General features: G+C 66.2%; 20 protein-coding genes and 3 tRNA genes. 14 read left to right on the forward strand and 9 right to left on the reverse strand.

All coding sequences use genetic code 11. The features are described from left to right. The first annotated feature begins 279 nt into the window (after window positions 1-279). Window positions 280-1497 carry a DNA cytosine methyltransferase gene (locus KIK15_RS11375; RefSeq protein ID WP_214244452.1) on the forward strand — a complete coding sequence of 406 codons (1218 nt, stop codon included), beginning with the start codon at window positions 280-282 and terminating at the stop codon, window positions 1495-1497. A gap of 20 nt (window positions 1498-1517) precedes the next feature. Further along, the gene (locus KIK15_RS11380) at window positions 1518-2096 is read left to right on the forward strand and encodes an Eco29kI family restriction endonuclease (protein WP_250324444.1); all 579 of its coding nucleotides are present in this window, start codon (window positions 1518-1520) and stop codon (window positions 2094-2096) included. Window positions 2097-2511: 415 nt separating this feature from the next. Here KIK15_RS11380 and KIK15_RS11385 read toward each other — a convergent pair whose 3' ends face one another. The 5 genes from KIK15_RS11385 to KIK15_RS11405 all read right to left on the reverse strand — a co-directional run bounded on the left by KIK15_RS11385 (window position 2512) and on the right by KIK15_RS11405 (window position 7045). After that, on the reverse strand, window positions 2512-3237 hold the full coding sequence (locus KIK15_RS11385) for a hypothetical protein (RefSeq protein WP_214244455.1): 726 nt from the start codon (window positions 3235-3237) through the stop codon (window positions 2512-2514). 546 nt (window positions 3238-3783) lie between these two features. Beyond that, window positions 3784-4125 (reverse strand): DUF2200 domain-containing protein, encoded by a 342-nt coding sequence (locus KIK15_RS11390; RefSeq protein WP_214244457.1) that lies wholly within the window; start codon window positions 4123-4125, stop codon window positions 3784-3786. Window positions 4126-4144: 19 nt separating this feature from the next. Beyond that, window positions 4145-4849, reverse strand: coding sequence for a CPBP family intramembrane glutamic endopeptidase (locus tag KIK15_RS11395; RefSeq protein ID WP_214244459.1), 705 nt, complete (start codon window positions 4847-4849; stop codon window positions 4145-4147). Window positions 4850-4905: 56 nt separating this feature from the next. Beyond that, window positions 4906-5961 (reverse strand): magnesium transporter CorA family protein, encoded by a 1056-nt coding sequence (locus KIK15_RS11400; protein ID WP_307851842.1) that lies wholly within the window; start codon window positions 5959-5961, stop codon window positions 4906-4908. A gap of 4 nt (window positions 5962-5965) precedes the next feature. Beyond that, on the reverse strand, window positions 5966-7045 hold the full coding sequence (locus KIK15_RS11405) for a D-alanine--D-alanine ligase family protein (RefSeq protein WP_214244461.1): 1080 nt from the start codon (window positions 7043-7045) through the stop codon (window positions 5966-5968). A 54-nt stretch (window positions 7046-7099) separates the two neighbouring features. Between KIK15_RS11405 and murF the strand changes: the two genes are divergently transcribed. From murF to KIK15_RS11425, 4 genes are all read left to right on the forward strand, one after another. Next, window positions 7100-8437, forward strand: a complete 1338-nt coding sequence (gene murF / locus KIK15_RS11410) for a UDP-N-acetylmuramoyl-tripeptide--D-alanyl-D-alanine ligase (RefSeq protein WP_214244463.1) — start codon at window positions 7100-7102, stop codon at window positions 8435-8437. Between the two features lie 3 nt (window positions 8438-8440). Then, window positions 8441-9601, forward strand: coding sequence for an acyltransferase (locus KIK15_RS11415; RefSeq protein WP_214244465.1), 1161 nt, complete (start codon window positions 8441-8443; stop codon window positions 9599-9601). Next, the gene (locus tag KIK15_RS11420) at window positions 9598-10857 is read left to right on the forward strand and encodes a hypothetical protein (protein ID WP_214244466.1); all 1260 of its coding nucleotides are present in this window, start codon (window positions 9598-9600) and stop codon (window positions 10855-10857) included. The genes KIK15_RS11415 and KIK15_RS11420 overlap by 4 nt, the downstream gene beginning before the upstream one ends. Before the next feature lie 110 nt (window positions 10858-10967). Continuing rightward, the gene (locus KIK15_RS11425; protein ID WP_307851843.1) at window positions 10968-11978 is read left to right on the forward strand and encodes an alpha/beta hydrolase family protein; all 1011 of its coding nucleotides are present in this window, start codon (window positions 10968-10970) and stop codon (window positions 11976-11978) included. Window position 11979: 1 nt separating this feature from the next. Here the strand turns inward: KIK15_RS11425 and hisC are convergent, their stop codons facing one another. Continuing rightward, window positions 11980-13047: a histidinol-phosphate transaminase gene (gene hisC / locus KIK15_RS11430; RefSeq protein ID WP_214244468.1), complete on the reverse strand. Its 1068-nt coding sequence runs from the start codon at window positions 13045-13047 to the stop codon at window positions 11980-11982. Between the two features lie 108 nt (window positions 13048-13155). Here hisC and KIK15_RS11435 point away from each other — a divergent pair. Together KIK15_RS11435 and KIK15_RS11440 are read left to right on the forward strand one after the other, a co-directional pair. Continuing rightward, window positions 13156-13247: transfer RNA gene (locus tag KIK15_RS11435), tRNA-Ser, on the forward strand. A 37-nt stretch (window positions 13248-13284) separates the two neighbouring features. Further along, a tRNA-Arg gene (locus tag KIK15_RS11440) sits at window positions 13285-13357 on the forward strand. Between the two features lie 50 nt (window positions 13358-13407). Here the strand turns inward: KIK15_RS11440 and KIK15_RS11445 are convergent. After that, window positions 13408-14067: an NADPH-dependent F420 reductase gene (locus KIK15_RS11445; RefSeq protein ID WP_374222847.1), complete on the reverse strand. Its 660-nt coding sequence runs from the start codon at window positions 14065-14067 to the stop codon at window positions 13408-13410. A 184-nt stretch (window positions 14068-14251) separates the two neighbouring features. On the opposite strand from KIK15_RS11445, the gene KIK15_RS11450 reads away from it, so the two are divergent. After that, on the forward strand, window positions 14252-15034 hold the full coding sequence (locus tag KIK15_RS11450) for an SDR family oxidoreductase (RefSeq protein WP_214244470.1): 783 nt from the start codon (window positions 14252-14254) through the stop codon (window positions 15032-15034). Between the two features lie 26 nt (window positions 15035-15060). Here KIK15_RS11450 and KIK15_RS11455 read toward each other — a convergent pair whose 3' ends face one another. Further along, window positions 15061-15861 carry a YqjF family protein gene (locus tag KIK15_RS11455; protein ID WP_250324446.1) on the reverse strand — a complete coding sequence of 267 codons (801 nt, stop codon included), beginning with the start codon at window positions 15859-15861 and terminating at the stop codon, window positions 15061-15063. 89 nt (window positions 15862-15950) lie between these two features. Here KIK15_RS11455 and KIK15_RS11460 point away from each other — a divergent pair, with 89 nt between their 5' ends. Both KIK15_RS11460 and KIK15_RS11465 read left to right on the forward strand, forming a co-directional pair. Beyond that, complete coding sequence (locus KIK15_RS11460; RefSeq protein ID WP_214244472.1) at window positions 15951-16772, forward strand: class I SAM-dependent methyltransferase; 822 nt, start codon at window positions 15951-15953, stop codon at window positions 16770-16772. 354 nt (window positions 16773-17126) lie between these two features. Continuing rightward, window positions 17127-17741, forward strand: a complete 615-nt coding sequence (locus KIK15_RS11465) for a putative glycolipid-binding domain-containing protein (protein WP_307851844.1) — start codon at window positions 17127-17129, stop codon at window positions 17739-17741. On the opposite strand, the gene KIK15_RS11470 is transcribed toward KIK15_RS11465, so the two are convergent. Next, window positions 17714-18685: a prephenate dehydrogenase gene (locus KIK15_RS11470; RefSeq protein ID WP_214244476.1), complete on the reverse strand. Its 972-nt coding sequence runs from the start codon at window positions 18683-18685 to the stop codon at window positions 17714-17716. The genes KIK15_RS11465 and KIK15_RS11470 overlap by 28 nt on opposite strands. Before the next feature lie 94 nt (window positions 18686-18779). On the opposite strand from KIK15_RS11470, the gene KIK15_RS11475 reads away from it, so the two are divergent. From KIK15_RS11475 to KIK15_RS11485, 3 genes are all read left to right on the forward strand, one after another. Next, window positions 18780-19289: a tRNA adenosine deaminase-associated protein gene (locus tag KIK15_RS11475; protein WP_214244477.1), complete on the forward strand. Its 510-nt coding sequence runs from the start codon at window positions 18780-18782 to the stop codon at window positions 19287-19289. 11 nt (window positions 19290-19300) lie between these two features. Next, complete coding sequence (locus KIK15_RS11480) at window positions 19301-19798, forward strand: nucleoside deaminase (protein WP_250324447.1); 498 nt, start codon at window positions 19301-19303, stop codon at window positions 19796-19798. A 45-nt stretch (window positions 19799-19843) separates the two neighbouring features. After that, window positions 19844-19934 (forward strand) — tRNA-Ser (locus tag KIK15_RS11485). Window positions 19935-19998 lie beyond the last annotated feature (64 nt).

Consider the following 19998-nt stretch of genomic DNA (forward strand, 5'->3'; position numbering starts at 1 on the left):
CGGCGATGTCGCCAGCGGGCGCCCAATGTAGAAGCGGCGACGGGGAACCAACCGACGAGTTGGGCCGTCCTACGCTGTATGGGGGATGGTGAGCCACTGTTTCTACCGCTTGAGTTCGAGCGAGGGCCCGATACGGGTGCATTGACTGCAAGAGAGGCAGCACAGCTGTCAGCGGGAAGGACTGCTGCCCTGGAGGAATTCGAGGCCTCGTTTCTGCAGTTCAGCGCCACGCCGCCGCTGCTGGAGGGCGGTGGCAGTGGGGGGCGATACGGTCACAGGGTGAAATCAGTTGAGCTGTTCGCTGGAGCTGGCGGTCTCGCCCTGGGATGCGAGCTCGCCGGGTTCGAACCAGTCGTGGTCGCCGAGTGGGACCGCTGGGCGTGCGACACGATGCGCGAAAACAGTGCGCGCGGATACCCGTTGGTAGAACACTGGTCGATTCACGAGGGTGACGTTCGTGGCGTCGACTGGAGCGGCCTCTCAGACATTGACCTGGTCTCCGGCGGCCCGCCTTGTCAGCCCTTCTCCATGGGCGGGAAAGCACGCGCCGCTGACGACAAAAGGGACATGTTCCCCGCGACGGCGGAAGTGATCCGCGAGCTCCGACCTCGAGCATTCATAGTTGAAAATGTCCGTGGGCTTACCCGCCCTGCTTTCGCAAATTATTTTGAGTACATCCAAAATAGGCTTCGGTTTCCCGAGCTCGCCGCACGCCCAGAAGAAAACTGGGTCGACCACCACTCGCGACTACAAGTCGAGATGACTACATCACGCGAAGCTACCCTCCGCTATCGGGTGGTTCCGACCTTGGTCAACGCAGCCGACTACGGTGTGCCGCAGCAGCGTTGGCGTGTCTTTCTCGTCGGTTTCAGATCGGATGTGAGCGCCGAATGGTCCTTCCCGGTCGCCACCCATTCATCTGACGCACTCATCAACGACCAGTGGGTGACGGGTGACTACTGGAAGCGGAACAAGGTCGCGAGAAAAGATCGACCGCTCCCCACAGAACGGCAGATTGCGCGCGCGCAACTGATTGCCAGCGGGTCGCTAGAGCCCATCGGCAAGCCCTGGCGCACAGTTCGCGAGGCGCTCGTAGGGCTTCCAGAGCCTCTGCTTGCTGGCAGCAATCGCTTCTTAAATCACGCATTACAACCCGGTGCGCGCCAATACCCGGGCCATACTGGCTCGCCTCTCGACTTACCCGCCAAGGCCCTTAAAGCGGGCGGCCATGGTGTACCCGGCGGTGAAAACATGGCATTGTACCCAGATGGGCAAGTTCGGTACTTTTCCGTTCGAGAGGCCGCCCGCATCCAGACCTTCCCTGACCGATACGAGCTCCACGGAGCGTGGAGCGAGGCAATGCGGCAGTTGGGGAACGCAGTGCCCGTCAAGCTCGCACAGCTCGTAGCCGCCTCGGTTCGGACGCACCTCGAGCTGGCTGCCATCCGAAATATGACTACGTCGCGGCGTCCTTCGTCGAATGCGGCATCTGCATGAGCGCATATAATCCGCTAGACATGGAAAACCTCGCAGTGAGCATCGCGAACAAGCTGCTGGCGACGCCCGCAGTAAGGCATAGCGAGATTCCAGACTTCAAAGGCGCCGGAATCTACGCCATCTACTACCGAGGGGACTGCCCCACGTACAAGCCGCTTTCCGAACCGGAGAACCGCGACATCGCCGTCTACGTCGGAAAGGCGGTTCCGAAAGGTGGCCGGAAGGGAGTTGAGGTCGCGAAAACCACGTCTACAACGGCTCTCAGGTCGCGCCTCAAAGAGCATGCCAAGAGTATTGGCCAGGTCGAGACCAGAGACTTTCGCCTCGATGAGTTCCGGTTCCGCTACCTCGTTGTTGAACCGATCTGGATTCCCCTGGGCGAGTCCGTAATGATTCAGCGCTCTCATCCAGTATGGAATGTGCTCGTTGACGGATTTGGCAATCATGATCCAGGCGCTGGTCGTATCAATGGCATGAGGACCCGTTGGGATACCCTGCATCCCGGCAGGCCATGGGCGCAAAAGTTCCCACAACGCCAAGAGACTGGCGCCGAGATCGCCGACGATGTGATCGAGTATCTGCGCTCACGACTCAGATGAGCACCTGACGGCGAGTTGCTAAGCCGAGTAACGCTGACGAGCGCCGGACTGATTTGTCGGATTGACAAAGAACCTCTAACGCGCGCCGGCTGATCCGAGACATCTCGATGAGCTGACGTCCCGCCTGTAGGCCGGAGACTGTGCCAACGCCGCAGCGGTCCAGCGGTGATCGCACTACGAAACCCTGTCCCGGCCGACGACCAACCAGACTTCGAGAGTGGGACGCACCGAGCCCGTACAGTTCTCGTCGCGAGGTCCGTCTTTTCGCCGATACGCTTCGATCACCTGTGTGACCCCCCGCGTAGCGGATCTCCCTCGTACGGGCGGCCGAGACTGTTGCGTGGAATGCCACCTGGTTTTGCCAGTGGCGTCCGGCCGAGGGCAACTACCCCCGCAGGCCGCCACCGATCAAACGTCAGCTGCCGGTGCCTGAGCTTTCGTAGGTGAAACGCGATTTCAACGTCAGACTCCCGGGGCTCGGCGGGATGTTCACCGTCCAGCTGAGGCCGGCGGCGTTGTCGACGGTGACGGTGCTGGCGGTGTTGTCGAACGGCTTCCCGGCACCGATCACCGCGAACACGTCGCCGACAGCCCCTTCCTGCCGCGTTGCGCCGCCGGTCAGATCGGTCCAGGTGATGCGCTCGCCGTTGGACGCGACGCAGGAGACACCGTTGGGCACCAAGGCTCCGGTGCCGTTGTCACCGCCGACGGCGCAATCTGCCGCCCGGTACACCGTGATCGGATAGATCTCGGTGGAGAACGTGCTCACCGTGATCGTCGTGTCGTAGCTGGTGGCGCCGTCCACGAAGGTGTCCACCTGCGTGAGGTTGACGCCCTGATCGGCCACCTGCAGCTCAGTGGTGATGACGAGCGGATCGGTGGCGGTGCCCGACCCGGTGCGGGTCTGTGGTGCGGCCAACCTGAACTGGGCGCCGTTCGATCCGAAGCCGAAGGGAACCCCGAACGACGCCACCGCCGTCCCACACTGGTTACCGCCGTCGAACAGCGGCTTGCCATCAGACTGCGAGACAACCCGGCACTGCAGCCGGCTGGGAGTGATCTCCAGTCCCGTGAGCCGACATCCGGCCAGCAACAGACCCAGAACACTTACTCCGACAAGCACTTTCGTGAAACGCTTCACCCGAACCATCTGACGACTCCCAGCGTGAGGACCAGCCGAACTTTTCGGTTATCGTCCCATAAGTCGACGTTGCGTGACGGGCGAGCCGACAATCTCGCGATCTCTGGTCGCGAGCGCGCCACGTTGGGACGGGCTGGGCTCAGAGCGAAGCCGTGTCGAACGTTGCCGTGCAGCTGGCGAGGCGTCGACCCGGGGTGATACCCGAAGTCGTCCGATGAGCAGGGTGGGACTATTCGGGTTCCGCAGCGTCAACTCCCAGGGCCGCTAGACGTTTCGTAAGTGAAGCGCGACTTGATGGTGACGGGCGGATCGATGAAGCTGATGCGCTGAGCCCAGCGATAGAAGGTGATCACATGGGCACCCGAAGACTGAGTTGTCAGGACGTAGGTCCAGCCACCACCAACGCCAAAGCACCAATCCCGGCAACACCTTTCACCGAGCGACGGACGTGCATGCGACAACCCCCGTGGGCGTGGAAAACCGCGTCGAGCAAGACCTGGGCATCGTCCCACGACAGCATCGAGAACGCTGGTCATCCGAGTGATCTCAGGACCTCAGCACCTTTGCCATCGACTTACCGCGAGCGAGTTCGTCGACCAGCTTGTCGAGGTAGCGGATCTTCTGCATCAGCGGATCGTCGATGTCTTCCACGCGCACGCCGCACACCACACCGGTGATCAACCGAGCATCGGGGCGCAGGGTCACAGCACCGAAGAAGTCGTGAAACGTGGTGCGGGACTCGAGATGTTGATCGAGACCGGCATCGTCGAGACCCGTGAGCCAGCTGATCACGGTCCGTAGCTCCGCCTCAGTCCGACCCTTGCGTTCCAGCTTCGCGACATACAGCGGATAGACGTCGGCAACAGCCGTGGTGAAGATGCGATGCACTCGCGACAGCGTAACCGGCTCACACGCCGAACAGTGGCGGCAGGGCCAGCAGGATGACCGACGACCAGGCCACGTGGGTGAGGATCGGCGCCAACACCCCGTCGGTGGCGCGCCGCCCCATCGCACACACCCAGCCCAACAGGATCGCGGCGAATCCCAGCATCGGGTTACCGCTGGCCATGGTGACCACCGCATAGATCAGCGTCGAGTAGATGACCGGGTTGTGGCGACCGAGAGCTGAATACAGCGCACCACGGAAGAACAGTTCCTCGGCGACCCCGTTGACCAACGCGATGATGATGACCACGGTCAGATTGCCCTGCGTCGCATGTTCCATGACGTGGCGCACCAGGTCCCGGATGACCGGTATCTCACGCACCACCAGACCACCGAGAACGAAGATCCCGCCGAGTGCCAGCCCGAATCCGATCCCGGTCAACACCGGACGACGACGGTGCCCCCGCCAGGTGACCCGACCCAGATGCAGCGGGCGAGCCAGCGCCGAGCCGATGAACCACACCGCCGCCAACGCGACTGTGTAGACGTAGAACACCGAGTCGCCGGGCTTGGTCGACAACGACAGCGCCAGGAACACCGCACCGACCACCATGGTCACAGCCACCACGATCCGTCGCCGCCGAACAATGTTCGGGGCCTCGTCGATGTGGCTGTCTTCGCGATGCAACACGACATCGCGCAGCTGGTCCCACAGGTTGGTGGTCACGACGACGATGGTACGTACGCGAACGACCTCAGGGAATGTGATAGATCACGCCGCGGTCACAACCAGCCGTTGCGACGGAACAGCACGTAGAACAGCGACATCGCGCTCACCAGGAGCACCGTGCTGGTGACGAAACCACTCGTCGCCCCCGACCCCGGGAACGGCACGTTCTGGCCGTAGAACCCGGTGATGGCCGTGGGCACCGCGATGATGGCGGTGAACGCGGTCAGCCGCTTCATCACTTCGTTGAGTCGGGCATCCTGCAGCGACGCGTTGGTCTCGAAGACGGTCACCACCATCTCCTGCATCGAGTCCACCCACTCGGCCGCGCGGGTGATGTGGTCGTAGAGGTCCTCGTAGCGGGCCCGCAACGCCTCCGGCGCCTTGAGCACATCGCGATGCCGTTCCAGCAGCTCCACCACGTCGCTCATCGGCAACACCACCCGCCGCAACGCCACCAGATCCTTTCGGATGGTGTACGTACTGCGTTGCAGCACACGAGGATTGGTCTTGGTGTCGAAGACCTGCTGCTCCAACGAATCCAGCACCTCGTCGAGTTGGCCGATGGCCTCGAAATGCGAGTCGACCACCACGTCGAGCAAACCGTGCAGCAACATCCCGACACCCAGCTGGTAGCCGCCGAGTTCGTCGAGCCGATGGATCAACGCCTCGATGTCGGTCACCCGGGCACCCGCCCCGAACTGGGCAACCGTGCCCGTGGTGGCCGAGATGATCGGGTCACTCAACCGGACCGTCACGATCACGTTGGCACGGATGAAGATCGAGATGCGTTGCTTGCGCAGCCCACCCCAGCTCACGGGGTCGCGGCTGCCCGACGACACGTCGAAGCCGACCGCGTACACGCTGATGAAGGTGTGGTTGGAGTACGTCGACGCCTTGACGCGTTCGGCGTCGGCCAGCGAGTCCTCGATGGCCCACCTGCTCAACCCTAGCTCGTTTGCCAACTGGCCCAACGAATCTGGCGTTGGATCCAACAGGTCGGCCCACACCATGGTGTCGGGTTCCAGCAGGTAGTCGGAGATGTCTTCGAGGGCGAACCCCTCGACGGCCACCCCATCGCGGAACAGTTGTCCGTTCACCTCGACTGTCACGCCGTCACCGATGGGTGGAGAAGCCGGATCGTCGCCGATGACGCTCGAGGGCCAACTCGACCAGTCGATCGACGAGGTGCGGGTAGGCCAGTCCGGTGGCCTCCCACATCTTCGGATACATCGACGACGGGGTGAACCCCGGAATGGTGTTGACCTCGTTGAGCAGCCAGCCCCGGCCCGCCTCTTCGTAGAAGAAGTCCACCCGCGCCATCCCCGAACACCGCAGCGCGACGAACGCCTGGGCCGCCAGCTCGCGCACCCGGGCCACCTCCTCGGCGGGTAGGTCCGCTGGGATGGCAAGGCCGGCAGTGCCGTTGAGGTATTTGTCCTCATAGTCGTAGAACTCCGCACCGGGCAGCACCTCACCGGGCAGCGACGTCTGCGGTGCCGTGTTACCCAGCACCGCCACCTCGATCTCACGGGCAGTGACGGCCTCCTCCACCACCACCACCTCGTCATAGGTGAGCGCGAGGTCGATCGCCGCGGTCAACTCCTCGGCATCATGTGCCTTCGAGATACCCACCGACGAACCAAGATTGGCTGGTTTGACGAACGCCGGCAGGCCCAGCTCATCGATCACCCGCGCGGCCAGATCGGCCCGGCTGCCCATGCCGTCGCGGTATTCGATCCAGCGGCACTGCGGGATTCGCGCCTGCGCGCATGCCACCTTGGCGGCCGCCTTGTCCATGCACAACGCCGACCCCAACACCCCGCTGCCCACATAGGGCAGCCCAGCCAGCTCCAACATGCCCTGCACGGTGCCGTCCTCGCCGTGCGGCCCGTGCAGCAGCGGCAACACCACCGTCGGCAGCGGTGAGGCGTCGCGCGCCAAGATCTCCCCGGACGTCACCTCGGTGCCGGTCGTCGACAGCGTCGAGGGCAGTGCGGCACGAGCGGTGAGGGCGGCGATCGCGTCGTCGTTGCGGATCCACTCCCCGGAATGGTTGATACCCACCGGCACGATCTCGTAGCGGTCGGGGTCGACGGCGGCCATCACGTGGGCAGCCGACACGCACGACACATCGTGCTCCGCCGAGACACCCCCGAACAGGACCACCAGCCGGTGGCGGGCGGGTTTCTGCATGCCGCTCACCCTACGGCGGGCGGTGTGAGCCACGCACGGGAGTAGTTTCGACGCGTGCATTTCACACTCAGCGAGGTGGCGGCGGCCACCGGCGGTCAACTCATCGGTCCCGACATCACGGTGTCGGGGGCCGGCATCGATTCGCGTGCGGTGACCCCGGACATGCTCTTCGTCCCCATCGTCGCCGAACGTGACGGTCACGACTTCATCGCCGCCGCCTCCGCGGGCGGCGCGGCGGCGTATCTGACGAGCCGTGAACCCATCGCCGAGCAGCCCGGATCTGCAGTCGTCGTCGAGGACACCGCAGCCGCGCTGGCGGCGTTGGGCTCGGCGGCGCGCAGCCGCATCGCCGGTCCGGTGATCGGGGTGACCGGATCGGTGGGCAAGACCTCGACCAAGGACCTGTTGGCCACGGTGTTGGCCACCACCCTGCGGACCGCAGCCAACGAACGGTCGTTCAACAACGAACTCGGGCTGCCCCTCACCCTCGTCAACGCCCCCGACGACACCGAGGCGGTGGTGGTGGAGATGGGGGCGCGCGGCGTGGGCCACATCGCCACCCTGTGCGACATCGCGCATCCGACGGTGGGCGTGGTCACCCGCGTCGACGGGGTGCACCTGGAGCTGTTCGGTGACATCGCAGCGATCGCGGTGGCCAAGGGCGAACTGGTGGAGGCGCTGCCGCCCGAGGGCATCGCGGTGCTCAACGTGGACCAGGAGACCGTGGCCGCGATGGCCTCGCGGAGCCGCGCCCGCGTGCTCACCTACGCCACCGAACCCGGCCGCACCGCCGATGTGACCGCCATCGATGTGAGCGTCGACGACGAGTTGCGCGCCGCGTTCACCCTGCACACCCCGTGGGGGCAGACGCCAGTGCGGCTGGCCGCACGTGGACGACACCAGGTGAGCAACGCCCTGGCCGCAGCCTGTGTGGCCGGCGGCCTGGGTCTGAGCGTCGATCAGATCGCCGCCGGGTTGGGCGGAGCCGCCATCTCGGGTCTGCGGATGGAGTTGTCGCACACGGCAACCGGTGCCGCGGTGCTCAACGACGCCTACAACGCCAACCCCACCTCCATGAACGCGGCCCTGGATGCGTTGGCAGCCTTGGGCACCGGACGCAAGGTGGCGGTGCTGGGCGTGATGGCCGAACTCGGCGACACCGCACCGGCTGAACACGCAGCGATCGGTGCACGCGCCGCCGACGCCGGGATCGAGGTGATCGCCGTCGCCGCTCCCGACTATGGTTCGGCCGCAACCCATGTCGCCGATGTGAATGCAGCCGTGGCAGCGGTGGGACAGCTGGGCGCCGCCGACGCGGTGCTGGTGAAGGGCAGCCGGGTGGCCGCCCTGGAGCGGGTGGCCACCCGGCTGCTCGAGGCCGACCCCACCTGAGACGTGTCCGCCCCCCGCAACCCGGCCCTGACCGGGATCCGCGCGGTGGCAGCCCTTCTCGTCTGCGCCACCCACGCAGCGTTCTGGACCGGGCGCTACACCGACGACCTGCCGGGGCGGTTCTTCGCACGCCTGGAGGTGGGTGTGCCGATCTTCTTCGTGCTCTCCGGGTTGCTGTTGTTCGGACCCTGGGTACGCTCCCTTGCCGACAACCGGCCACCGCCATCGGTGGGTCACTATGCGCGGCAACGGATTCGTCGCATCCTGCCCGCGTACGTGGTGACCGTGTTGGTCGTCTACGCCATCTTCGCCTGGTGGCGCACCGACACCTCAACACTCGGTCACGGCCTCGACGGCCTGCTGCGCCACCTCACCCTCACCCAGATCTACGGGTTCGGCCACCTGCACTCCGGGCTGACCCAGATGTGGAGTCTGTCGGTGGAGGTGGCGTTCTACGTGTGTCTGCCGCCGCTGGCCTGGCTGCTCACCCGGGTGGCCTGTGCTGGTCGATGGCGCCCGGGCGCCCTGCTCCTCGGTCTGACGGCACTCGCCGCGATCAGCCCGATCTGGGCTGTGCTCACTCACTCCGGCAACCGCATCGACCCCACGGCGGGACTGTGGCCGCCCGGGTTCGCGTCATGGTTTGCCGGCGGGATGGCACTGGCAGTGGTAGCCGAGATCTCAACGCGCCGGATGGCCACCGGCGGCTCCGGGCTGCGATGCCTACCGATCCTGTCGGTGCCGGTGGCCGTGCTGGCCTTCCAACTCAGCTGCACCGATGTCGCCGGCGAACCGACCATCACGCCGGCCACGGCCGGAGCCACTATCGTCAAACATGCGTTGTACCTGGTGGTGGCGCTGGGACTGATCGCGCCCCTGGTGTTGGAACCCCGCGACACGTGGTGGCATCGGACGCTGTCGTGGCGGCCGCTGGTCTGGCTGGGCGAGATCTCGTATGAGTTCTTCCTGGTGCACCTGATGGTGTTGGAGCTGATGATGGACGTGTTGGGCTACCGAGTGTTCACCGGATCGACCACCGCAGCCTTCGTCGCCACCACCGCGTTCAGCATCCCGATCGCCTGGCTGTTGCATCGACTGACCTGGTGGTCGGCCCGTCACGAACCGAACTCCAGAACCCGGCAATCCGTACCATCGAAGACATGAACGACCCGCGTCTGAGCCCAGAGTTCGGTGGATCGCGTCCGGTGGTGCGCACCGACATCGCCGCGTGGTGTGACCGGTGCGTGGTGCCGGTGTCGGTGATCCCCGGAGGTGAGCCCGCCGAGCTGTCCGACGAGGCTGCGGTGATCATCGCCGCCGGGCATCTGTCGGACTCGGCCCGCACGATCGTGGTGACCCGGATGTCGAGAGGTCTGCCCATCCCCACCAGCGACCTGATCACGGGGGCAACGGCATTCGGCGATCTGCGGCGCATCAAGCGCAGCGTCGGGGCCATCGACGCGCAGCTGCGCAACCCCATGCTGCCGAGCATGGTGGCCCCCGTGCTGCGAAGCCGGCGCACCGCGGTCAGCCGCAAGCTCGAGGACGGTCGCAAGCAGGTCATCAACGGCAAAGGCATCTTCGCGACCAGCATCCGCGGTATCCGACGCGAGCGACGCGACGGGGTGCACCTGGAGCTGGCTGATCGTGAGGCACTGTTCGAGGCGTTGACGTTGACCCCCACTCCCAACGTCCACGCCGGTGGTTACATGAGACGCGCGGGCACAGTGGCGTTGGATCGGCTGGTCGGCGCCATGGGTAGCGCGGCAGCCAAGGCAGGCATCGAACGCGGACGGCGCTGGGTGAGCGAGCTGACCGCTGACACCGAGCTGGCGCCGGCCAATGGTGAAGCGCGGTTCCTCGACGGCTACGAGACCATCCTGTATGTCGCCGGCCTGTTCTATGACCGGGTGATGCGCTGTCCTGCTTGGCATTCTGAGCATTTCGAGCTTCAGCGTGGTGCGGTGGACCTCAACGCCGAGCTGGCTGAGATCGCCGCCGACGTGATCGCGCTGCGCACCATCCGGGTCGATCTGGACGCCAGCCGCCAAGCGGGTGGTTTCGACACCTCCCTCGACGACCACATCTCACGGCGCGAGACGTCGCTACGACCGGTGTGGACCCAGGTGGTCGACCGGGTGTCGGCGCTGGCGTCGGTGGCCGAGGTGGTCGAGTCAGCGGCCGTCGAACTGCGCGTCCTCGCCGAGTTCGCCCGCACCGCAACGATCGACGACCGGATCGACCGACTGGTAGCCCGTTCAGGTGACCGAGAGATCTCGGCCGACAACACCAAACGGCTGACCGAACAGGTGCGGGCCGGCGAGGAGCAGCTGAGAATCTACCGTGATGTTCTGCAGGGCAACATCATCCGACTCTCCTCCGGCGACTCCCATCGAGCCGGACCGATGCTGGAGAAATAGCCCCGCCCGGGGCGGCGTTGCCCGACGGTGACCTGGTCGACGCCAGACCGGTGCCGTGAGAACGTGCATCTGAACAGATTTTTCCCGCAATCGCCGGTAGCGTGGAATCAGTGACAACGTTTCGTCGAATCCTGATCAGTGTGACCGCGGTGGCCTGTGCGCTGGGCATCAGTACGGTTCCCGCCGCAGATGCGGCCCCCTCGAACAGCATCCCTCCATCGACCCGCAGCACTGCGGCGACGCTGGGGGCCGTCACCGCGATCACCCCGCGACACCTGCGGATAACGGTGAACTCACCGGCCATGCGTGGGCCGGTTCAGGTGTCGATCTTGTTGCCCCGCGACACTTCTCGCCCTCGGGCCAGCCTCTACCTACTCGACGGGGCCGGGGCAGGCAAGGGCGAGAGCGACTGGGTGAGCAAGGGCCACGCGGTCGACTTCTTCGACGACAAGAACGTCACCGTGGTGATGCCCGCCGGCGGCGCCGGGACCTATTACACGAACTGGCGCAAGCGTGACCGGGTGTTGGGCGCGCCGCAGTGGGAGACGTTCTTGACCGCCGAGCTGCCTGCGCTGATCGACAATCACTACGGCGGCAACGGAATCAACGCGATCGGTGGGATCTCGATGGGCGGGCAAGCGGCCTTCATCCTGGCGTCACGCCACCCGACGCTCTACACCGCCGTCGGTTCGCTGAGCGGCTGCCCACCGACGACCGGTCCGGTGAACGAGGCGTTCGTGCGGGGCACGGTGGCCAAGGAGGGCGCCGACGCCACCAACATGTGGGGTCCGCCAGGGGCGGCAGCCTGGTCTGACCACGACCCCGCCACCCGTCTGAACGCGTTGCGCGACAAGTACCTCTACATCTCGGCCGGCCAGGGCACACCGGGGCCGCGCGATCAGACCGCTCCGATCGATTCGCCGTTGGGTCGCAGCGGCCAGATCCTCGCCGGGTCGGCGTTGGAGGGTGCGGCCTACCGCTGCTCAGCGGAGTTCGCCGCCTCGCTGCGCAAACACAACGTGGGAGTCACCGTCGACTTCCCCGTCGTCGGCACCCACAACTGGCCGTACTGGGCCGCGCGCCTGCCCGGCATGTGGCAGACGTTGTCCCGCGGCCTCTAGGTCAGCCGCGAGCCGACATCCACGCGCGCACGGCGGCCAGGAATGCATCGTTCTCGTGCGGGTCGGTGACGGTGACACGCACCCCGTCACCGTCGAACGCGCGCACGATCACCTTTTGATCTGTCATCGCCGCGCTGAACTCCGCAGTGTCCGCACCCAACCCGAGCCACACGAAGTTGGCCTGCGAGTCCGACACCGGCAGCCCCCACGCACGCAACTGCGCGGCAACCCGAACACGCTCGGCCACGATCGGTTCGGTGCGCGCGAGCAGCTCGTCGTCGGCCCGCAGGCAGGCCGTCGCGGCCACCTGAGCCAGCGTGTTGACGCTGAATGGGACGTGCACCTTGCGTAATGCCTCAATGACCGTCGGGTCGGCCACCGCGTAGCCCACCCTCAGCCCGGCCAGCCCGTACGCCTTGGAGAAGGTCCGCAACACCACCAGGTTGCGGTGTCGCCGGTGCAGCTGGATCGCGTCGTAGCGCTGCGCCGGGCTGGGGCGAACGTATTCGGCGTAGGCCTCGTCGAGGGCCACCACCACCGTCGGCGGGACCCGCTCGAGGAAGGCCTCAAGGTCGGCGGCCTCGACCACGGTCCCCGTGGGGTTGTTGGGGTTGCAGACGAAGATCAGCCGGGTGCGGTCGGTGATCGCATCGGCCATCGCCGACAGATCGAAGGTGTCGTCGCCGGTGAGCGGCACCTGCACCGGCACGGCACCGGCGATCTGGGTGGCCGTCGGGTACATCTCGAACGACCGCCACCCGAACAGCACCTCGTCGCCAGGCCCGGCCGTGACCGTGATCAGGTTCTGGCACAGGATCACCGAACCGCAGCCCACCGCGATCTCGTCCGCGGTCACCCCGAACTTCTTGGCCAGTGTTTCGGTGAGCTCCACCATCGCGTTGTCGGGGTAACGGTTGAGCCCGCCGGCCGCCTCGGCGATGGCCGCGGCGACGCTGGGCAGCGGTCCGAAGGTCACCTCGTTGCTGGCCAGTTTCACCGCGCCCGGGATGACGCGACCGGGTACGTAGGCGGGTATCGATTCGAGATGAGACCGAAGGATGGGAGTCACATCCCCCAATGTAGGGAGCGATTGGTCTGGTCACCAAGGGCGGTTTGCTCCGCGCGACGCGCCGTGTGTAACCTTCGTGTTCGGCAGTCCGTGAGGGCGGCTACATCAGGAGGCGTGCCAGAGCGGCCGAATGGGATTCACTGCTAATGAATTGTCCCGCTAAAACGGGACCGGAGGTTCAAATCCTCTCGCCTCCGCCACGGCAACCCGCCACCTGTACGACACAACTGAAGACCTGCGCCCGTAGCTCAACGGATAGAGCACTTGACTACGGATCAAGAGGTTAGGGGTTCGAATCCCTTCGGGCGCACCGCACCCCCGTGACCCTGCCGTGAGGCGGTCACGGGGGTTGATTTTTTCTCAGGCCTTCCAGTCGGCGGTGCGTTCGGGGGTCGCCTCGGCCAGCGCCGCGTGCAGGCGGGCGGCGTCGTAGTCCTTGCCATAGGACGGCGTACCCGGCTGCTGACGCCACGACTCGGCGATGGTGCCGGCGTCCACCGGTTCGAACCCGATCTCGTCGACCAGGTCGGCGGCGATCTTCTTGTGCAACTCGTCATCGCCGGCGATCGGCAAGGCGATACGCCCGGGCTCACCGGCCGGCACACCCTTGTTCAGCAGATGCTTCCAGTAGATGCCGTTGAACACCTTCACCACCGGCTCACCGATCTGCTCAGCGACCCAGGCACTCTCGGGCTGACCGTCTTCGATGGCCGCGATCAGTCCATCCCGCTGCTGCGGGTAGTAGTTGTTGGTCTCGATGATCGGGGCACCGGGCTTGCGGGCGGCGAACAAGCCGGCCGCCAGATCGGGCACGTTCTTCTGCGGGATGGTCAAGATGACCAGATCCGCATCTGCCGCAGCATCTTTCGCCCAGACCGCGGTCGCACCGGTCTCGTCCGCCAGTTCGGCAAGTGTCTCGGGCGCACGCGAGTTGGCCACCGCCACCTCATGACCCACTGCGGTCAGGCGCCGGGTGAGGGTGCCGCCGATCAAACCTGCTCCGATGATTCCGATCTTCACGTCATTCTCCTGATCCTGTGGTCCAACGATCGCAGGACCACCCGGGTTACAGCGGTGCCGAACCACCGGATATTCCAGACGCCGGGCTCGCGAGGACGCTGAGCAAAACCCGAACCGTCGGCCGGCCTCGCGATATCATCCTGATGAATATCCGATCGTCGGACACGACTGTTCAGGAGAAGCCATGGCACGCATGACAGACCGGGTTGTCCTCATCACCGGCGCCGGATCGGGTCTCGGTCGCGCGACCGCCGTGCAACTGGCTCGCGAGGGTGCGCTGCTGTCCCTGGTGGACGTGTCCGCCGAAGGTCTCGACGCCACGGTGGCCGCAGTGACCGACGCCGTCGCAGGGGCCGCCACGCTCAGCGTGGTCGCCGACGTCGCCTCCGAGCCCGACACGCAGCGCTACGTCGACGAGACCGTGCAGCGATTCGGTCGGATCGACGGGTTCTTCAACAACGCCGGCGTCGAGGGCAAACAGAACCTGACCGAATCGTTCACCTCAGCGGAGTTCGACCGCGTGCTCGCGATCAACCTGCGCGGGGTGTTTCTCGGGCTGGAGAAGGTGCTGGGTGTGATGCGCGGGCAGGGGTCGGGCGCGGTGGTCAACACCGCGTCGGTGGGTGGAATCCGGGCTATCGGAAACCAATCCGGTTATGCCGCAGCCAAACACGGGGTGGTGGGGCTCACCCGCAACTCGGCGATCGAGTACGCGGAGTTCGGCATTCGCGTCAACGCCATCGCCCCCGGCGCCATCTGGACACCCATGGTCGAAGGCTCGTTCCGACAGATCGACGCCGAGAACCCCGACGCCGTGGCCCACCAGTTCATCCAGGCCAACCCCACGAAGCGCTACGGTCGCGCCGAGGAGATCGGGACCGTCGTCGCGTTCCTGCTCTCCGACGAGGCCTCCTACGTCAACGCGGTGGTGCTGCCCATCGACGGCGGGCAGTCAGCCAAATACTGACCGGCCAGGCGCTGCACACCGATGCGTCACCCTGGATCGACCATCGACGGGCGTCCGAAACGGGTACGCACACCCGGAGAGAACAGTGCCCGCAATGGCTCACCAGCTGCCGCCACACCGCTGGCACCGAGCAGGTCGTCGGACAGCTCCAGCACCTCGGCGACGTGCAGCGGCCACGGCGGATGCTCGTTGGGCACCCACAGCGTGCGCCCGAGTGCGCGGGTGTGGGCACCCCACCGCGCGGTCAGCCAGGTCTCCAACGGAGTGGGCTCCACCGCCTCGCCCACTCGGATCCGCAGTCGACTACGCAGGCCAGGATCAGGCCACCGGCGCGTCGAGTCGTAGGTGATCTCGTCGCCGACCGGGGTGCTCGCCGCGTGCGCCCGGTCGATGCTCATCCTCGCCCAGGTGTAGGGGATGCCCAGCGCCGCACGTGTGATGGGAACCACCGCTGCGCGCTCGGTCTCCAGCGACCGGAACAGCACGCCGTGGCGTCCTTCGTCATCGATCGAGTACAGACGGATGTTGGTCTCGGCGAAGCTGCCGAAGTAGGGAACCGGCGGCAACGTGGGGCCCAAGGCGATGGACCGCATGTAGAACGGCACCAGCGCCACATACGTGTAACCGTCGTCGAACACATCCGGTCGCGCACCCGACGGGTAGAGGTGCGCAACCGATTCCGGCTCCACCGGCCAGTGCACGAAGGTCAGGTCGTCCCAGTACTGGTCGAGGACCACCGGCTTGCGCAACGGCGGAGGGGTGTAGGCGAAGCCATCCATCACGCTGGACGGGGCGTCGGTGCGATGCGAACGGGGCGAGGCAGACATGCGTCCATGGTGCCCGCGCCATCACCGGGATCCGATATGGCGATCGCCACTGCCATCCCGTGACTCCGTCGCAGGGCTACGCTGGTCACATGACCGCCGCGCAGCCCGCACCCACCCCGTCCGCCGTCGGTCGTGAGTGGTCCACGGGGCGATATGATGCGGTGGCGGCCCGCATCTTCGACATCGCAGTCGAGCTGGTCGCCTCGGTGGAAGACCGCTTACCGTTGTCTGCGGTACGCACCATCGACCTGGCCTGTGGCACCGGCAACGCCGCGTTCGCGTTGGCGGAGGTGGGCGCCACCGACATCACCGGCCTGGACATCTCACCCGAGTTGATCGCTGTGGCACAACAGAAGTCACGGGTGTCGCCACACGACACCGACATCACCTGGGTGATCGGCGACGCCGCAGACACCGGCTTGCCGGCCGAATCGTTCGATGCCGCGGTCTCCAGCATGGGCCTGATCTTCGTCGAACCGGTCAGTCAGGTCGCCGAGCTGGTGCGACTGCTACGTCCCGGCGGAACGTTGGGTTTCAGCGCATGGATGAAGCCTTCCCACAACCCTTTCCACGATCCGGTGGCCACCGTGCTGGGTACGTCTCCGCCGGGAGCGTTTGCACCCGAACAGTGGGGTGAGCCCGAGACCGTTCGCGCCCGGTTGGCCGAGGACTTCGACACCGTCGAGATCGAACATCGCGTACACACCTGGGCGTTCGACACCGCCGAGAGCGCGATGCACTTCCTCACCAGCGAGTCGCCGTATCACGTGGATCTGCTGCGCCGGTGCGACGAGATGGAGCGCGAACGTCTGGTCGCCGGTTTCGAGGCGGCACTGGCCCCGCACACCGACGGATCCGGGCGCGTGGCGTTCGATGCGCCGTACCTGATCGTCACCGCGCGACGCCGCTGACCCTCCCTTCCGCACGGTCTGGTTCAGCTCGCACGGTCTGGTTCAGCTCGCACGGTTCCGCCCCGTTCGCACGGTCCGGTTCAGCTCGCACGGTTCTGCCCCGTTCGCACGGTCTGGTTCAGCTCGCACGGTTCCGCCCCGTTCGCACGGTCCATGTCGCTTCGCACGCCGCATGCACCGTGCGAAACGCACCACACCATGCGAACAACCCCAACCCATGCGAAACGCACCACACCGTGCGAGCAACGCCAACCCATGCGAACGGGGCGGCGGCAGGCGAGCCGATCGGAGCCGCCGGGAACGGGTTCTGTGGACCGCGTTCGGCAGCCGTGGTTCCTCGCTTACCGTAGGGGAGTGAATTCTCCACAGCTCACCCCCGAGACCGCGAGCCCAGCTGCACCGGTCGAGGACTTCAAGACCATCCTCACCTGGCGTAACGCCGAGGCCACCCGCATCGAGCAGGCTCGCGTCCAGGTCACCGGCGATCGGGTGAAGGCCTACGGCCAGATCATCGCCGCCGCCACCCCGACCAGCGAGGCGTTCTGCGCCACCTACGACCTGTTGACCAACGACCTCGGTGTCACTCGTCGACTCTCGGTGCAGCTGGTGCGCGCCGGTGGCGAGGTACAGATCTCCCTGACCCGTGACGCCGAGCAGACCTGGCTGATCCAGACGCCACAGGGCACCACGCGTGGCGACTTCGGCGGAGCCCGGGATGTGGACCTGATGCTCAGCCCGATGTTCAACACTCTGCCCATCCGCCGCCTGGGGTTGCACCGCACCGCCACGACCGTGGAGTTGCCGGTGGTCTACCTTCGGCTGCCCGAGGGTGTGGTCAGCGCCGAGACCCAGACCTACACCGCTGGTGGCGACGCCATCGAGATCGTCTCACCGGTGGGCAACGCGACCATCCACACCGACGAGCACGGCTTCGTCAGCAGCTATTCCGGTCTGGCCGAACGCATCTGAGCTCCGCGCCACACCGAACCGCGCTGGGCCTCGATGCGCATCCGGCGCGGCCAGTCGTCACTGCCCACCGCCACGGTGATCGATGGCGCTCCTGCACCTGCGATCTGGTCGTACCGCAACCGCGCGGTGTGGCCCGCCTCCACCAGTCCAGCCACCGTGCCGGCCTCGGTCAGTTCGGTGCGAGCGGCAGCCAGCAGCTCGATGGTCTGGTCCAGGGCGGCCGCCAACGACTCCCGGTTGGCCTCCAACATGGCCCGTTGCAGCGCCGGTGCAGTGCCAGCCACCCGGGTGCCGTCGCGGAAACTGCCTGCAGCCAGCCGCAACGCCAGATCACCGGCCTGCCCACCGACAGCCGCGGTGGCCGCCGCGGTCAGGTGCGGCAGATGGGAGATGGCGGCAACGGCCGCATCGTGGGCGTCGGTGCCCACCGGCACCACCACCGACCCCACCTCGAGCGCGAGATCGGCGACGGCCGACCACACCTGCGGATCGGCGTCGTCATCGGTGGCCACCGCCCAGGTGGCGCCCCGGAACAACTCAGGATCGGTTGCCCCCCAACCGGATACCGCAGTCCCAGCCATCGGGTGGCCGCCCACGAAGCGAGCGGTGAGACCACGCTCGGCCACCATGGACGCCACCTGCGCCTTCACACTGATCACGTCGGTCAGCGGCGCATCGGATGCATGCTCTGCGATCGCGTCCAGCATGGGACCCGCTGCGGTCACCGGCGTGGCGAGGACGATCAACGAGCCGGCTGCGGTGGCGCGATCGAGCACCGCGATCAGATCGGTGTCGGCGTCGTACCCGTCGGCTCGCGCGGCCTCGACCGTCTGCGGCGACCGGTTGTAGCCGAACGCCTCCCGCCCCACTGACACCGCCGCACGCAGCAACGATCCGCCTATCAGGCCCAGTCCGAGGATGCACACGCTGCCGTCGCCGACCATGGCCACAACAGTGGCACATCGGGCGGGCGCAAGGGGTGAAGGCACCCCGCGGCGGGACTTGGGAATCGCTTCGAGGTGGGACTACGGTGGCCCCATGGCTGGTGAGGGTAACGATGACCTGGACGGTTTCGCTGTCGCCGTGGTCCGCGAGGACGGCGCGTGGACCGTAACCGCCATGGACGACAGTGCCCTGTCCAGCCTCGCCGACGCCGAGCGTTCACTCCGTGAGATGCGCAGTGCCGGTGCAGTTTTCGGCCTTCTCGATGTAGACGATGAATTCTTCGTGGTGATCCGGCCGGCCCCCACCGGCTCGCGGCTGCTGCTGTCGGACGCCACCGCCGGGCTCGACTACGACATCGCCGTGGACGTACTCGACGCACTCAACGTCGAGGTTCCCGACATCGACGCCGACGAGCTCGACGACGTGGAGCCCTGGGAGGAAGGCGATCTGGGGTTGCTGGCCGACCTCGGCCTGCCCGACTCGGTGATGAACGTGATCGTCTCCGACACCGACCTCTACGCCGACGAGCAGATCGGGATGATCGCGGCCCGGCTGGGTTTCGCCGACGAGTTGTCGCGTGTGCTCGACAAACTCGGTCACTGACCACACGTCTCATGGCGCCGTGGTCCCGCGCAGTCGACGACGAGTGGATGTCACTGGCATTGTCGGCCGCGAAAGGCTCGGGCCCGCAGGATGTTCCGGTCGGGGCGGTGGTGCTGGATGCAGACGGGACGGTGCTGGCCCGCGCAGGCAACCGCCGTGAGGCCGATGGCGATCCCACCGCTCACGCCGAGATCCTCGCCATCCGTGCCGCCGCCGCAGTCCACGGCGACGGGTGGCGGCTGACCGGCTGCACGCTGGTGGTCACCCTGGAACCGTGCGTGATGTGCGCGGGCGCCATCACGATGGCGCGGCTGGATCGTCTGGTGTTCGGGGCCTGGGAACCCAAGACCGGGGCGGTCGGATCGTTGTGGGACGTGGTGCGCGATCAGCGCCTCGCCCACCGACCCCAGGTGCTCGGCGGCATTCGTGACACCGAGTGCGCGGCGCTGTTGCAAGGGTTCTTCGCCACCCGACGCGACTCGGTCGCCCACCCCGACCACCCCTCCTGAGCTGCCGATTTAGCTGTTCGCAGCGGTGGAGGTACATTCATCGGCGGTGGCGTGTCCGAGCGGCCGAAGGTGCAGCACTCGAAATGCTGTGTGCGGTAACCCCGTACCGGGGGTTCAAATCCCCCCGCCACCGCCACACCCCCCATCTGCTGGTTCAGGTGGGGGGTGTTTTTGTACCAAGGGCCTCGCGCGTCACATAA

Origin of the sequence: Williamsia sp. CHRR-6 (genome assembly GCF_018474015.1) — a bacterium.
Lineage (GTDB): Bacteria > Actinomycetota > Actinomycetes > Mycobacteriales > Mycobacteriaceae > Williamsia_A.

What these genes read in the sequence shown, in the direction of transcription:
- KIK15_RS11455 (WP_250324446.1), bottom strand. Translation starts at nt 15,861, where the DNA reads ATGTCTGCCTCGCCCCGTTCGCATCGCACCGACGCCCCGTCCAGCGTG.
- KIK15_RS11420 (WP_214244466.1), top strand. Translation starts at nt 9,598, where the DNA reads ATGAACGACCCGCGTCTGAGCCCAGAGTTCGGTGGATCGCGTCCGGTG.
- KIK15_RS11480 (WP_250324447.1), top strand. Translation starts at nt 19,301, where the DNA reads ATGGCGCCGTGGTCCCGCGCAGTCGACGACGAGTGGATGTCACTGGCA.
- KIK15_RS11450 (WP_214244470.1), top strand. Translation starts at nt 14,252, where the DNA reads ATGGCACGCATGACAGACCGGGTTGTCCTCATCACCGGCGCCGGATCG.
- KIK15_RS11405 (WP_214244461.1), bottom strand. Translation starts at nt 7,045, where the DNA reads ATGCAGAAACCCGCCCGCCACCGGCTGGTGGTCCTGTTCGGGGGTGTC.
- KIK15_RS11475 (WP_214244477.1), top strand. Translation starts at nt 18,780, where the DNA reads ATGGCTGGTGAGGGTAACGATGACCTGGACGGTTTCGCTGTCGCCGTG.
- KIK15_RS11380 (WP_250324444.1), top strand. Translation starts at nt 1,518, where the DNA reads ATGGAAAACCTCGCAGTGAGCATCGCGAACAAGCTGCTGGCGACGCCC.
- KIK15_RS11470 (WP_214244476.1), bottom strand. Translation starts at nt 18,685, where the DNA reads ATGGTCGGCGACGGCAGCGTGTGCATCCTCGGACTGGGCCTGATAGGC.
- KIK15_RS11460 (WP_214244472.1), top strand. Translation starts at nt 15,951, where the DNA reads ATGACCGCCGCGCAGCCCGCACCCACCCCGTCCGCCGTCGGTCGTGAG.